The organism is Paenibacillus sp. FSL L8-0708 (assembly GCF_038009325.1).
Taxonomy (GTDB): Bacteria; Bacillota; Bacilli; order Paenibacillales; family Paenibacillaceae; genus Paenibacillus_AQ; species Paenibacillus_AQ odorifer.
Genome location: NZ_JBBPBC010000001.1, coordinates 2,239,840 through 2,252,889, shown reverse-complemented (window position 1 = coordinate 2,252,889; position 13,050 = coordinate 2,239,840). Strand labels below are relative to the sequence as shown.

Below are 13,050 nucleotides of genomic sequence, written 5' to 3'. Positions count from 1 at the left end.
TCCTTCTCACCTACCTAAAGGAACGATGCTGATACTCAGACAGCAAGTCCGCTATCTCTGGAGTGATCATATCGTTTCCGAAATATTCAATTGTTGAGTCAACGTCTTTTCTCATTTTGACGTTCGAATTGGAGTTCCCAGCAAGTTGGGAAATCAACAATCCGCAAGCCACCTTCACCTTATCGGGAATTGGGTCCCAACCACTGGTATAAGTAACTTCCAACTCTGCATACGGAATTCCGAATGGTGAACCTCCGCACATTACAGTGCCTATCTCCTTGTCCACATCCAAGGTAGTGAGGTCAGCAGTAACGAATCCTGGAATACCAAAGAAGTTATCTCCAGTGATGCCGTATACTGATCTGCCATTCACCTCTGAAATTTCTTTTACAGGGTAGTAAGATAAATGTCCTCGCTGATTGGTCAATGGTATGCGCTCGGTGTAGGATGTCACTCCTATCTCACGTTTACAGCGACCGTCTATGATTGCCGATGCCCTAATGATTAACGCGGTGGTCAGCGCCACTCCTGCTGGGACGTAGTCGGTGTCGGTTGTCGTAAGGTATTGACTCATTCAACATAACCAGCCAAACGCAATGCTTCAGCTGCTTCAGGGGAAAAGTCTGCCTTGCCGTTGATGAAAGTGAAAATGCCTTCTTTGAGGTGAACGGCGTGTGATCCTTCCCTGCCTTCGTCCCAGCCTCTTAATACAACCGATTCCTTCTGAGGCTTGGTTTCCACGGTAGGCGGCGCTGTTGGCTCCGTGTCAGGTGTATTGGAACCCTCTTTGCTGTCCTTGTTTTCAACTTTCGGCGTGTCCTGTGCTTCGGTAACTGTTTTCTCTCCTGGCTCCTCTTTCATGCTTATCTTCTCCTTTCTATAGGGGAGGGCGGCAGTTAAGCCGCCCAATAGATTAAACCGCTACGATGGTCGGACGTTCTACAACGCCGTAGGCGTGAGCGTAACTAGGTCCTTTTGCTACAGGAGCACCGAACTTAACGCCTACATAGGAGTCTGCAAGGTTTCCTGTAGTACCAAGTTCATACAGTCCGATACTCTTTTCGCCAACATAGTGATACTCGATCATGGATTCGGTCACAATGGCAAATCCGTAATCCGTGTTCTCAGTACGAGTTGCATTCACTGTATAAGGCATGAATGGCTCTGGAATCAATGGCAATACACCGGCAGCTGTTTGAATGGCTTGCACAGACAACCCAGCAACCATTGTCTTCGACAAGTTACTAATATGTGTCGAATTAAACGATGCAAGTTTTTCTTCTTCTTCCAAATAGTGCAAAGCCAAAGGGTGGATATAGATTGCCGTTGGCATAAGCTCATACACTTCACTGGCAATCATGGCCGCTATCTTGGCGCAAATGGCTGAAACGATAGAAGCCCCAATGCCAACGGAGAACGTGTTGGTGATTTGTTTAGGAATGCCGACATATTCCAACGTAGTTGGCACCATCAAGTTAGTGTCTGTGCCTCTCCACAACATTTTCCCATGACGAAGACCAACTCCGTTAAGCATGTCCGCAAGGTCTTTAGCTCTTAGCTCCGGAAAGTTATTTTGCTGTTTGCCGAGCAAATTGTCATATAGACCAAAGTTCACTTGATTTGTGATTGCTTTCATTTTTAAACTATGTGCTGTTCGGGGATTGCTCGTTGCTGTCGAGGTAATTTTTCGCGGATCAACAGCTTCGCCACCGTTAATCGTGTTTTGCTCATAGTAAGTGGAGAGATCACCTGTAGCTGGCGTATAGGTCATTCGTCCTTCCAGAACGGAACTACGGCGAAGAGTATCTGTGATTTCCTTTTGGAAGCCGTCAGTGATCAACGCACCTGGACTTTGAAGTTGCATCGCTGCGTTGACATCAACGGATGCCGCTATTCCTACTCGATTACTCATATATTATTTTTCCTCCTTGTTGAACTGTGATTTTGCTTGCAGCTTCAAATTCATGGAATCGGCAATTGGAAGATTCAACGTATCCACCGAAGCGCAGAATGTCTTGTAGTCTTCCGGTTCACCAGTGTTATTGCCATACTTGGAAAGTAGTTGCGAGGCTGAGAACGTCTTTCTTTCCGGTTCTGCTGGCGGCTGTTCAGCCTTTGCCTTCAGTTCCTTTAGTTCGTTCTCAAGTTGGGTCATACGCGCCTGAGATGCGCTCAAATCAGCCGCAGCCTGTTCTTCAGGTGTCTTTTGCCCCTCTGGTGCCTTGGCCGCCTTGACAGAAGCCAAGTCCGTTTTGATTTCGCCTACCTCAGTCTTGATCTCACCGATACTAGCTGAGATATCCTTCTTAAAGCCTTCCAGCAACTCTTTCATTACCTTTTCGTCCACTTCGTTTTCCTCCTTGGATTTATGATTTCGAGCCGCAAAGCTCGTTGTTTGATAAGCAGCTGCTTCAGCAAAAAGGATTGCCGCGCCGGTACCGCAGAACTCGACCACATCCAGCACATTATCCATGTCAGGTGCATCCTGCACCGAAGCTTCCATTTCGAGCGAAGCACCGAACTTGTACTCTGACCAATTGTGTTCAGCTGCAAGACCGTTATAGTAACGGATGGTTGCTACAACATCCGGGAAATCTTTGCCGTAGATATATCCATCGATCCAAGCATATCCATCCAAGGAACGGTACGCCTTATCGATCACGGCCACTTTAAAACGCGGATCATGGTCCGCCATACCAGCTGCATAGTCAATGTTTAGCGCCATACCCACAAAGGTTTGAAGGTATTGGTCACACACGCTTGATGATATCCGGATCTTCTTGCCGCCAGCTCCGTGCGGCGAACCTTCACTCGGCTGATCTACCGCGAACAATGCACATTTGAATGGAACCTTATTGGGGTGTCCCCCAGCATCCGAGAGTTTGAAGTCCTGGACGCGCATCTTCTGATTGCTTAATTTCAGAGTTTTTAACATTTCACTTCTCACCTCCCCTCAGGTTTTACGCCATGTCGCCGTTCTGCGCGATTCCTCGGGGCTGGAGCAGCCTGAGAAGAAGTCTTGCAGACTAGCTTTTTGAGTAGCTTCTTAAACACGTTCTCACCGCCTCTCAGGACAAAATAAAAACACCGTTACGTTTCCTCGGTGTTTGGGTCTTCCTTATTTGGTTCGACTTCTGAAGGATCTGGCGGCGCTTTAGCAGCTACGAGTTCTTCTTGAGTCTTATTTATATCAACAACCGCGCTCTTGCTTGGTTGTAATAGCACCTCGCCATGTTGGTTAGGCAGCGCCTTTTTCCCTTGTTTGTCTCTGACTTCATCTGGTGTCCAGGTTCGACGGTCCAGATAGATGGCATCGATATCAGCTTGAGTCTTCAAGTCCTTTAGGGAAGTAGCATAGATGAACTTGAACTCGATCATACCACCCATTTTAAAAATACCGTCGATGATGTGATTGTTAATATGCTCGACGATGTTCTCGGCAATGGATTGTACTGTAGCTTCCGTATCTTCGTCCTCACTTTCTGCTGTGGTCCGGTTAACGTCCTTTGTCTGCCCCAGTTTCTTGGGCGATACACCAAAGGATATGGCTATGATCTCAATTAGAAATCGTTGCCACTCAATGTACAGCGCCTTATCATCAGTCGCTCCGAGGTCGATAACTGAGGTTCCTTCGAACCCTCCAATAGAAGGCTGGACACCTTGACCTACCACTTCATTTTTCCAGTAATCTTGAAATGCTTTTACGGCATTCTTTTCCGCGCTCTTACCGAGATTTAGCAGTTTTCGGAGAAAAGTGTTTTTGGTCTGCTTTCCCGATGCACGGTGCGTGTCAATGAAGTTATTTGCAGATTCCCACACCGTTTCAAGGGGGGATAACCCAAACGGCGTACTCGATCTCGGATTCATTCGGACATACATCATTTCAGATGCGGTCAGAGGAACGATCTTACCGTTGTTCCGTTGGGCGTATCGGTATGAATCTGGTTTACCGTCCCAGTTCGGAAATAGATCAACGGAGAACGAGTCTACCGGATACATGCGAAATGGCCGATCTTTATCCCCGGCCCTGAGTATTTCAGAGCTACCGGCACTACAGACAAGCATGTCTTCGACCATCTGCTCCAGCCACGAACGGAAGGTGTCGCCGGGATTAGGTTTAAGTAGCGTGTTTTCGATGATCTTGCACAGCCCTGCGTACTTCTCCGTGTTGTTTTCATCAATAGCAGCCACGGACCAATTCAGCTTCGTTATACCATCCTTAACAACGTTGATTGCTCGGCGCGGTATAGGTGACTCACTCAACGTCCTGAGGTTCGTAGGTGTTCGTTTCTGCACCGGCTGATTCGTGCTTCTGCGGCCCCACCAGCCCCAGCCCTGTGAGAATGGTTCTGTCTGCCGCTCCGGCTCGTTCTTAGTCCTTCCTGCTTCAAGCCATGTAATAAGCCTTTGTCTAATACCCAATTATGTTCACCTCATTCCTGCCACAGGGTTTAATTCTGGCCGTGGGCTTGCATTCATATCCGAATTGGTCCCAATACAAGCCGCGAACAGGTTTTTTGTTGCAGTGAAGACACCATTTGCCTGTGGAACGCTTTTTGCAGTAATAGCAATCAAATGCGTCTATTTGTGGAACCTCAGGCTTTGTGAGGCATTTGAACATCCAACCTACTCCTTTCTATATTCATTTCATGCTCAAATTTTCGGATTACCCATTTTGCGTAATCCGAAATCAAACAATCGGGTAAGGAAAGTTTTCCTGCTTTATTTATTTAAGTCCGGTTCAAACTCAGCTTTCATCCGTTCGTATTCTCGTCTCCGGCGTTCCTCTTGCCCTTCGGCCCATTGTTGCCGGACAACTTCTCGCTGGAACTCATACTCATTGATAGCTTCTTCAGTTAAAGCGCCGGATTTAAGAAGATCAGCACGAAGGCGGGTATCGTTAAGGATGTACTGTCTTGCGTACACCTCGCCGTATATATTGATTTCGGTAGACTCGCCATCGCCGCTGTACTCCATTTTTAGGACGATAATACCGCCATCTTCTGTTGCTATGGTAATCGCTTCGGCAAACTGTGACATATTGGTAAAGGCTATTGTCTTGCCTAGCAAGTCCGCTTCTTTTGTTATGAAGTACATCGTTTGATGCCTCCTGTCACAAATTGAATTTAACCAAGGGTATATGTAATACAGATACCCTTGCGTCTATGAAAAATTGAAAACGGTATGCCGCCTAACGCCACCAGGGCATTGCCAACATACCGCTCATTGTTGTGGGCAAGGATTTGCACCTTGCATTGCACTGGCTGCACAATCCTCTCGGACCTGCGCTGCACCAATGACTCGTACCCGGATTCAGCCTTGAGAGTAGCCGGGCGCGTTCGCCTCACTTTCAGCTGATGCTGCTAGCGTCTACCTATTCCGCCACCACATCGTTTTGCTTTACGTTTCCGTGAATAGATTTTTCGGACCTCTTGATTCAGGAGGTCCGAAACCACATCGTTTTGTCTATTTACGGATTATCCATAAATAGATCGTTATAAGCTCCTGTAGCCGGGAGCGATACGGCTTCTTGCTGGCGGACTCACTTGGCTCAAATTGAGCTAAGTTAAACCCATTGGGCAATCCGCCTTTTGCTAAATTACTACAAATAAAATATAACATTGGTTCGTTACTGCTCCACTACGGATATAACGGTATTTTTACACTGATAAGGCTCCAAAGTAGTAACTTGGGCCTGTTTTAATATTCGCAAATGCCAGCACCAATGCGTCCGCTCTATCCGGTGATTGAAGTCCGCGCTTCTTCATATCCTCTTTGCGTTCCAAATAGATTCTGCCATTACTACCCATACGCCATTTACGGCTTGTCAGCTGCGTGACTAACTTCTCATCATCCGGCAGCTCAAACACCCCAGGTACACCGAGCATATAGTTACTCATGTTTTCTTCCAGCAGTTCCTTGATGTGTCCCCACATTTCAGAACCTAGATTTCCGTAATGCTCGTCTTCAGCAGATGAACCATTGTTCACGCCTATGATGGTGTACCCGAGGCTCTTTTCATCATTGATCTCATTTAGGCGGTCTGTCACTGCTCCACCTATGCCGCTATCATCGACTCTGATTTCTACTTCATCCACTTCCGGATGTTCCGCCCTCACATCGTCAATAAGTCGCAGCACCCAACCGGTGGTAGTCATGGTATCCTGCTTGTGGTGGAAGTGGCTCTTTACCACCTTACCTCCGATCTGGCCGTATATCGTTGTTTCATCGTCTCCGAAACGGGCAACGTCCACACCCACCGTGAGCTTGTGTCCTATGGCCTTGATGCGTATCTCGTCCTTAGCGAATTCAGCTGCTTCCAGTGAAATGAATGTATCTGATTCACCTCGTGGAAACTCACCTTCAACCCGAACGCGCCATACATCGGAGCCTTCGCCATATTTACGCTTGAGCATGGCGATGTTCTCTTTGCTCGTCCTGGGACTGTTTAAACAGGATACCTTGCGTGTCTTATAATCTGCGCGGTCTTTGTTATGGGAATCGTAGAACACTCCGCTTGTACGTGTTGGGTTACCACACATTAGCAGCTTGTTGAACGGACCTGACAGCGTACCGAGAATGGCTTCCATGATGCGGTCCTCTACGCCGGACGCTTCGTCTACGATGAACAGCATGTAATCCTCATGTAGGCCCTGCATGTTCTCTGGCTTGGTCGCAGTCCGTGCCGTAGCGAACCAGCGCTCTTCGTAGTTCCGCATGTATACCTTTGTTTTCGTCCATTTCAATATGATCTTCAGAATCGGGCTTTTCTCCTGCCATTTGCTAATTTCAGCCCAAAGCACATCATGCAGCTGCTGTTTTGTAGGTGCCGTGCAAACTACCTTTGGAAACGGAAAACAAGACAGGAACCAAAGCGCAATTGCCGCTTCAACTCCTGTCTTGCCTACTCCCTGTCCTGATCGCACTGAAACGCGGGGATCATTAGCTATATCCATTAACACTTCGGCTTGCCAATCGTCCGGCGTGAACTTAAGCATCTCTTTGCAGAACAGGACCGGATTCTTCTTGTATTCGGGTATGCGCTTCTTGAAGGCGTTTAGCCTACGCTTGGTATTAGGCGACTCCTTAGGCATCAGCTTCCACCGCCTGAACCCAATCTTCGATTACGTCCTTGTTTGAATCTCCGTCCCCGTTGTTCATGTTCTCTATTTGGATCTTTGTCTTATCTAGGTCAGCTTGCATTTGATCTAGCTTCAGGCGGCGCTCATCGTCTTCTGGTGCTATAGCTAGGAACTGCTTAATAGCCCCGCGCAGCTCACGCATAACTATGGCTTCCGCCTTCATTGCAGCTGAATGTTTATCCCATGCGAATTGCAGCTCCCACTCCGTTTCCTCGATATCCATGTCCTTTGTAGTAGCAAGCTTGGATTTTTTGAGTTCCTTGGTCATATCGTCCTTATCATTAACGTGAAGTATGCGCTGGCCCCATATGATCTTCTGGAACAGTTTGGTGATGTTGTACCAGATCATGTCTACTGGGTCCATCTGCTGCGCCAATTCGAGAATTTCAAGGTATTCAGGATCTTGTGGTTCAAACTTGCGGAACATACCGTGCGTAACCGCCTTATCGTTCCCAAGGGGACCACCGGGACCACCTTTGTTGCCCTTTGCGTTCTTGTTTCCCTTCTGTCCGCCGCGTCCTCGCTTTTCTGGTACGTCTTCCCACTTATCTACTGACTTCCACTTTCGGACTAGACCGGCACTCACGCCAAGTTTTTCAGCAATATCTTTCAGTTTCATAGATTTGCCGCTATCGAGCCACATTTTGAGTGCTTTTTTTCGATTATCGTTCTTATCTATGCTCATAATTCACCACCGTTTTGAGTATTCGAGTTGGAAAGAACGCGGAGAGCCTTCTGACCGCTCAGCGTTACGCTAACCTTTTCTCACCACATATCTAAATAATATGGTGTATCAATCCTTTTCACCTAATAACTGTAAAACAAGCTCTCTTCAATACGTATTGTGTGTAACTCATAAATGAACGTAAAGGCTTGATCTTATAATATTTTTGGATTATCACTAAATTTGAGTTCGTCATTACCAGTTTTAAGCGAACTCACTACAGTTCTACATCCTCTAAAGCATCGTCCAAGGTATCCTGAAGGATGCCAACATAGCGTAAGGTCACCTTTTCCTCAGTGTGGTTGAACAGATCCATTAGTAACACTATGTCTCTTTTTTTGGTGTAAAAGTTGTGTCCGAAGGTCTTTCTCATGGAATGAGTACCGATCTCAGTTAATCCAAACTCAGCAGCTGCGTCACGGACGATTTTATAAGCCATGCTTCGAGATATTGGATGTGGTTTTCTACTCCCTTTATTGTTTCTGCTGGGGAATAGAAGATCTTCATCCCTTTTGTTGGATATATATACATCCAAGTCTTTTCGGAGCGCCTTGCGGATTAAAACCTTCTTTTCTTTGCCAGTCTTTTGCTCCTGGATCGTTATATGTGTTCCTTTTACATCCAATACCTTTAAGGGAAGGATATCAGAGATGCGAAATCCAGTATTGATTCCGATTTGAAATAAAATATAGTTCCGATGGTTTTGACTCCTGAGATATTTTTGAATAGAGGACAGCTTTACTGGGTCACGAATTGGTTGTACGAATTTCACACCTATCATTCTCCTTCCATCGATTTATTAATTGATTTCTAAATTCAGAATTAACACCAGTTATCTTAAGCGGCTTCAGAACATGATTAGGGTTCTCTAGTTTCAACTTCGTCTCTGCTATATCAGCGTTTTCCAAAGCTTTTATCCCCCTCTGCGCTTGCATCGTCTTCTAGAGTAAATGACGCCATCACATTGAACATAGCCCCACCCTTATCCTCACTATTCCTAGGTTCTATAATCTTAACTTCCCAACCGCATTTGCATGTACGGATGAATGTATCTCCATAAGCGTGCAACGATCCTTCACCCTGACCGCCTGTCTCACTGCCGCATTCCGGGCATTTCGCATACTTTCCCATTAGCTCCATTAACCTTACAAGTTTCATTACATCCCTCCGTTATTTAATAAAAAACACCAAAGCAAACCCCTAATTTAGGCGTTTGCTTTGGTGTTGCCCGGAACTTAGTAGCGCGTCCGGGCATTGCGCTCTCGATCCATATCTTTGGCCGCTGAGATCACGGTTGCCCGGATGATGGGGTATGAGCGATATGCGCCAATGAGATGTCTTTACGACAACGCATATAACCAGAAATGGTGTATGAGTTCAGAACCCGTGATGCTATGTTAAGGTAATTGTTCGCGTTTAGACGTTACAGAGGGCTTTTCCTTGGCACATTGAGGGAGCATGCACATTTGCTTACTGCCAGCCCAACTACCCCATACACAACCCCGACATTTGCTAGGTTGCAGTTTAGAAGATGAAGGGATAGGGGGCTCTTTCTGAGTTGATTTAATGACCACAGAATTCCACCCCGTTTCCCTTATTTTATTCTTCGTATGCTGACCATTCTTCTAAATCTATTCGGTATTGCTGTTTCTTACATCGTCCAGTGCCTTCATTTTTTTGTATTAAATCCAAGATTCCAAGAACCTCTAAACTAGATGCCACTTCTTTAATAGCGTTTATCCTCTTATATGTGAATGTCCCTAAGGGGATCGCGTATAGATCACTTGAATACCCTTTACTTAAATAGCTACTCACATAACTATGACGATGTCCCTTTATGAACATGAGTTCAGCTATTTTCTTTGAATGAGCATCATTTATACTATTGATTACGATGTGCAGAATCTCGGACAACTGTTTATATAAGGAATAAATCGCGGCTTTTTTATGTTTCAACACAACTGTATTTGCTGTTACGTCTGTATAAAGCTCTCTTCCATGCTCGCGTTTTGCATGTCCATAAGCATTAGAAATATCATCCTGTGATAAACTCGATGTTTTGGTGTTCTCTACCTTTTCATAATCAAGGATTAGCTTGATCATTGTTGGATGAAATTTCAGTAGAAATTCTGCTCTTCTTTCTTTTTCAGTTAGCGCATACTTATCACGGCCTACTTCTTCAATTATCGCTAGGCTCTCTTCAGCAACAGGATCAAGTTCCTCACCAATTAATGAAGACATTATCCGCCCTCCAATTCACTTCAAACTGATTCATGTTTATATCATAAACTCAGTTTTGTTCACTTCCACTACGGATTTGAGAGTTTCTCCATGGACCTTGCAATAGGTCGGGTTCATGGTGAACCTGAGCTTACGACAATATGGCAGACCCTCATTAACTAGGACATTTTGTCCTAGTTTTTTTGATCGACAAAATGGCGAGCAACTTTCAAGTCGACAATTTGGCATCTTGAATTACGACAAATTGGCGCAATTGGAACCTAGGACGAAATGGCCTAGCTAACCGCCAATATGGCGAATAGGGTGTGCTCAGATTTAGACGCTCCCAAAAATAGCTTATCGTCAAAATGACGAGTAGTTATACTAGGGTGCGACAAAATGGCAGACCCACTTTAGGACACTTTGTCCCAGAGTCTCACTTGCGACAAAATGGCGCAGGTGAGCGACCTTACATTTTGTCATTTCGCTCGGTCAGATAGACAAAATGTCCAACTGATCGAATGGACATTTTGTCCGTTCGCTCTGACCAGGTGCAATGGACAAAATGTCCATTCCTCTCTAGGCCACCTTGTCCCGAAGTCTCAATTTCAACTCGTGTCCACTCTGAACATAAGCCTGGGACGGCAGGTGAATTTAGAGTGTCGTTGATAGGAGGCACATGCAGGGTGAAGGATCGTTAAGCGAACAAAAAAAGGCCGGATGCGGCGATCTACCGAATCCGGCCTTGCTAGGGTATGTTGAACATACGTCATGTTTGGAAATGGCGAATCACCTTATCCGAAAAGTACATTACTCTATGAATACAATCTCAACCGACCGTACATCTCGATAATTTCTTATAATTATGCTACCGTCAGCAGCTGTGAATTCTATAGGATAACAATCCATCTTTGCGGCAATGATTGAATTAAATAAATCCTTGTTGTCTGATGATTCCATATTAAGTAGAGGGACGCTTAAAGTACTTCCATCTTTGAAATTGTGCACTAAGAAAATCTTCATTTTAATGCGACTTCCTTCCCATTTTGAATCTTTCCGCAACTTCATTAAGTTGTGTGATATCTTCTGGAATGAGTTCTAATATCCCTAGTATTTTAAGACTCAATGCAATTCTCTTTAACCCCTTCCGTCTTCTTTCTGCAAAACTCCCACCAAATATTGGACCTAAGCCTTCGGCTGGATCTTCTTCCATGCTGAGTGCAGCCTCTCCGAAAGTCAGCCCATCAATATATATTAGTTCAAGGACTTTTCTTTCGTGAGGATTGTAAATACTATTAATCAGTTCCGGTATAAATTGCGTTAATACTTTATAGGAACCATACCTTTTCCCTCCTTCGCTCTTTGAAGCAGCATATGCGATTAGAGATTTTGAACTGTTGCTTTCAGGTTGCATTAGCAGATGTGCGCCGGTGGCTTCATAATCCTTAACAATCTTCAGCATTGGGATGTATGATTCAAGGAACGTCACAGTCAATTCAATATCTTTTTTCTCCAATACTGTATTAAGTCCAGCTACTCCGCGAAGAGCACCATCAAGATCCATTGCAAGTCGAAGAAATATCATAAGGGCTTTTCCTTTCCAAATTCATTTAGTCAGTTCTAGAATAATCAATTACTTAGTTATCGATTGGTAATTGGTAATAAGAACAGTGTTAACCGGAAATTCATTTTCTTTTTCTATGTTTTCCGAAACCCTTCGCCAATCATTAATATTAGGGATTGTTTTAAAACGGATCACTCCGTTACCACAGCCATCTCTTCCATTAGCCGAAAAGCAGAACGAATAAAAATACCACTTGTAACGTGTCATTAGTTATCTCCTTCCTTGTAGGAGAGTTGAGATTTCTTGCCCACTCTCCTTTAGGTTATTCATTTTACTGTTATGGATTATCAGTATGATATAGATCCTCTAGAACATTATTTAACGCCGCAATGACCTCCAACATATTTCCCTCCGAACAATCCCACGTCCAGGATAGTGCCAGTTGTATTGCATCTTTCAACTTTTTATTATCAGATAAATAGAAATTTCGTACTGTCTTATGCTGCTGCAATTCCACCTTTAAATGAGCACAAGAATCGCAATGATTAGCCCATAAACCTGATTGCATATCCTCAATGACGGTGTACAGACGCTCATTCTCTTTTTCAAGTTCCGGGTAGCCATTTCCATCACTTCTGATATATAACCGCCCTCCGAGGATTAAGACACCCGCAAATCCACCCGCAGCCAGAGCACCAATTCCTGCAAATATGATAAGTATTAGGTTAGCCATGTTCATACATCTATCTCGCCATTAATAGTCTTTACTTGTCGAACAAACGAATCAAAACCGACAGTTACACGCTCTATAGCCACTTCTACAGCCTTTTTGTAACGTGTATGTGCATATACTCTCAAACCAACTGAAACGTCACTTACACTCCAGAATATGCCGTCATGCCATATAAAAAAATCATATCCCCCATAGTTAAATATTCTTTCTCCCGTGACTGGGCGCTCTTCTCCAGTTTTCAAAAAGATATGGAATTCTTCTGGATTACGAAGCTTACGAATAGGCTGTTCAGGCTTAGCCTTTGGAGCTTTTCTTTTTCGAGCCTTCCGTGATTTATGTTCCTTAACCAAAAGAGAAATGTCATTAGGATCAATCCCTGACCATTCTTTGAATTTGCGTTCAGTCTCTTTGAAATGTTGTGAATGCGACTCTACAAAATCCAATTTAGTTCCTTTATCTAATTCCTCATACCACCAAGGACGAAAATGATTTAAGTACTCGCAATCTACGAAATGGTGCAGACTATCAATTACACGTAATGCATAAAACCTTGGAATTGGCTGGCCGGAATTTATACCGGCAGCCACACGCTTAAACCACTTCTTTAATTTTCGTCTCTTATACTTTTTCAATATTAGAACCATCCTTTTTACGTTGTTAAATGAAT

General features: G+C 44.6%; 15 protein-coding genes. All 15 read right to left on the bottom strand.

Annotated features, from left to right (window positions below):
• Positions 1 to 10: 10 nt before the first annotated feature.
• Positions 11 to 574 carry a hypothetical protein gene (locus tag NYE58_RS10375; protein ID WP_341001785.1) on the bottom strand — a complete coding sequence of 188 codons (564 nt, stop codon included), beginning with the start codon at positions 572 to 574 and terminating at the stop codon, positions 11 to 13.
• Positions 571 to 861, bottom strand: a complete 291-nt coding sequence (locus tag NYE58_RS10370; RefSeq protein ID WP_341001784.1) for a hypothetical protein — start codon at positions 859 to 861, stop codon at positions 571 to 573. The genes NYE58_RS10375 and NYE58_RS10370 overlap by 4 nt, the downstream gene beginning before the upstream one ends.
• A gap of 52 nt (positions 862 to 913) precedes the next feature.
• On the bottom strand, positions 914 to 1,912 hold the full coding sequence (locus NYE58_RS10365; protein WP_341001782.1) for a hypothetical protein: 999 nt from the start codon (positions 1,910 to 1,912) through the stop codon (positions 914 to 916).
• Positions 1,913 to 1,915: 3 nt separating this feature from the next.
• Positions 1,916 to 2,935: a 3-oxoacyl-ACP reductase gene (locus tag NYE58_RS10360; RefSeq protein WP_341001781.1), complete on the bottom strand. Its 1,020-nt coding sequence runs from the start codon at positions 2,933 to 2,935 to the stop codon at positions 1,916 to 1,918.
• Positions 2,936 to 3,090: 155 nt separating this feature from the next.
• Positions 3,091 to 4,422: a phage portal protein gene (locus NYE58_RS10355; RefSeq protein WP_341001780.1), complete on the bottom strand. Its 1,332-nt coding sequence runs from the start codon at positions 4,420 to 4,422 to the stop codon at positions 3,091 to 3,093.
• A 300-nt stretch (positions 4,423 to 4,722) separates the two neighbouring features.
• Positions 4,723 to 5,097: a hypothetical protein gene (locus NYE58_RS10350; RefSeq protein ID WP_341001779.1), complete on the bottom strand. Its 375-nt coding sequence runs from the start codon at positions 5,095 to 5,097 to the stop codon at positions 4,723 to 4,725.
• Between the two features lie 563 nt (positions 5,098 to 5,660).
• Complete coding sequence (locus NYE58_RS10345; RefSeq protein WP_445671756.1) at positions 5,661 to 7,094, bottom strand: DEAD/DEAH box helicase family protein; 1,434 nt, start codon at positions 7,092 to 7,094, stop codon at positions 5,661 to 5,663.
• The gene (gene terS, locus NYE58_RS10340; protein ID WP_341001777.1) at positions 7,087 to 7,827 is read right to left on the bottom strand and encodes a phage terminase small subunit; all 741 of its coding nucleotides are present in this window, start codon (positions 7,825 to 7,827) and stop codon (positions 7,087 to 7,089) included. The genes NYE58_RS10345 and terS overlap by 8 nt, the downstream gene beginning before the upstream one ends.
• Positions 7,828 to 8,083: 256 nt before the next feature.
• Complete coding sequence (locus NYE58_RS10335; RefSeq protein WP_341001775.1) at positions 8,084 to 8,638, bottom strand: tyrosine-type recombinase/integrase; 555 nt, start codon at positions 8,636 to 8,638, stop codon at positions 8,084 to 8,086.
• A gap of 122 nt (positions 8,639 to 8,760) precedes the next feature.
• Positions 8,761 to 9,024 carry a DUF3797 domain-containing protein gene (locus NYE58_RS10330; RefSeq protein ID WP_341001773.1) on the bottom strand — a complete coding sequence of 88 codons (264 nt, stop codon included), beginning with the start codon at positions 9,022 to 9,024 and terminating at the stop codon, positions 8,761 to 8,763.
• A gap of 441 nt (positions 9,025 to 9,465) precedes the next feature.
• On the bottom strand, positions 9,466 to 10,107 hold the full coding sequence (locus tag NYE58_RS10325) for a hypothetical protein (RefSeq protein ID WP_341001772.1): 642 nt from the start codon (positions 10,105 to 10,107) through the stop codon (positions 9,466 to 9,468).
• 1,003 nt (positions 10,108 to 11,110) lie between these two features.
• The gene (locus NYE58_RS10320) at positions 11,111 to 11,650 is read right to left on the bottom strand and encodes a hypothetical protein (protein WP_341001771.1); all 540 of its coding nucleotides are present in this window, start codon (positions 11,648 to 11,650) and stop codon (positions 11,111 to 11,113) included.
• Between the two features lie 69 nt (positions 11,651 to 11,719).
• Positions 11,720 to 11,917: a hypothetical protein gene (locus NYE58_RS10315; RefSeq protein WP_341001769.1), complete on the bottom strand. Its 198-nt coding sequence runs from the start codon at positions 11,915 to 11,917 to the stop codon at positions 11,720 to 11,722.
• Between the two features lie 70 nt (positions 11,918 to 11,987).
• On the bottom strand, positions 11,988 to 12,383 hold the full coding sequence (locus tag NYE58_RS10310) for a hypothetical protein (protein WP_341001767.1): 396 nt from the start codon (positions 12,381 to 12,383) through the stop codon (positions 11,988 to 11,990).
• Between the two features lie 2 nt (positions 12,384 to 12,385).
• Complete coding sequence (locus NYE58_RS10305) at positions 12,386 to 13,015, bottom strand: hypothetical protein (protein ID WP_341001765.1); 630 nt, start codon at positions 13,013 to 13,015, stop codon at positions 12,386 to 12,388.
• Positions 13,016 to 13,050: the final 35 nt, after the last annotated feature.

Bases quoted from the DNA above. Each gene is read 5' to 3' on its own strand.
- NYE58_RS10375 (WP_341001785.1), bottom strand. From the start codon at position 574: ATGAGTCAATACCTTACGACAACCGACACCGACTACGTCCCAGCAGGA.
- NYE58_RS10370 (WP_341001784.1), bottom strand. From the start codon at position 861: ATGAAAGAGGAGCCAGGAGAGAAAACAGTTACCGAAGCACAGGACACG.
- NYE58_RS10365 (WP_341001782.1), bottom strand. From the start codon at position 1,912: ATGAGTAATCGAGTAGGAATAGCGGCATCCGTTGATGTCAACGCAGCG.
- NYE58_RS10360 (WP_341001781.1), bottom strand. From the start codon at position 2,935: ATGTTAAAAACTCTGAAATTAAGCAATCAGAAGATGCGCGTCCAGGAC.
- NYE58_RS10350 (WP_341001779.1), bottom strand. From the start codon at position 5,097: ATGTACTTCATAACAAAAGAAGCGGACTTGCTAGGCAAGACAATAGCC.
- NYE58_RS10345 (WP_445671756.1), bottom strand. From the start codon at position 7,094: ATGCCTAAGGAGTCGCCTAATACCAAGCGTAGGCTAAACGCCTTCAAG.
- terS (WP_341001777.1), bottom strand. From the start codon at position 7,827: ATGAGCATAGATAAGAACGATAATCGAAAAAAAGCACTCAAAATGTGG.
- NYE58_RS10330 (WP_341001773.1), bottom strand. From the start codon at position 9,024: ATGAAACTTGTAAGGTTAATGGAGCTAATGGGAAAGTATGCGAAATGC.
- NYE58_RS10325 (WP_341001772.1), bottom strand. From the start codon at position 10,107: ATGTCTTCATTAATTGGTGAGGAACTTGATCCTGTTGCTGAAGAGAGC.
- NYE58_RS10320 (WP_341001771.1), bottom strand. From the start codon at position 11,650: ATGGATCTTGATGGTGCTCTTCGCGGAGTAGCTGGACTTAATACAGTA.
- NYE58_RS10315 (WP_341001769.1), bottom strand. From the start codon at position 11,917: ATGACACGTTACAAGTGGTATTTTTATTCGTTCTGCTTTTCGGCTAAT.
- NYE58_RS10310 (WP_341001767.1), bottom strand. From the start codon at position 12,383: ATGGCTAACCTAATACTTATCATATTTGCAGGAATTGGTGCTCTGGCT.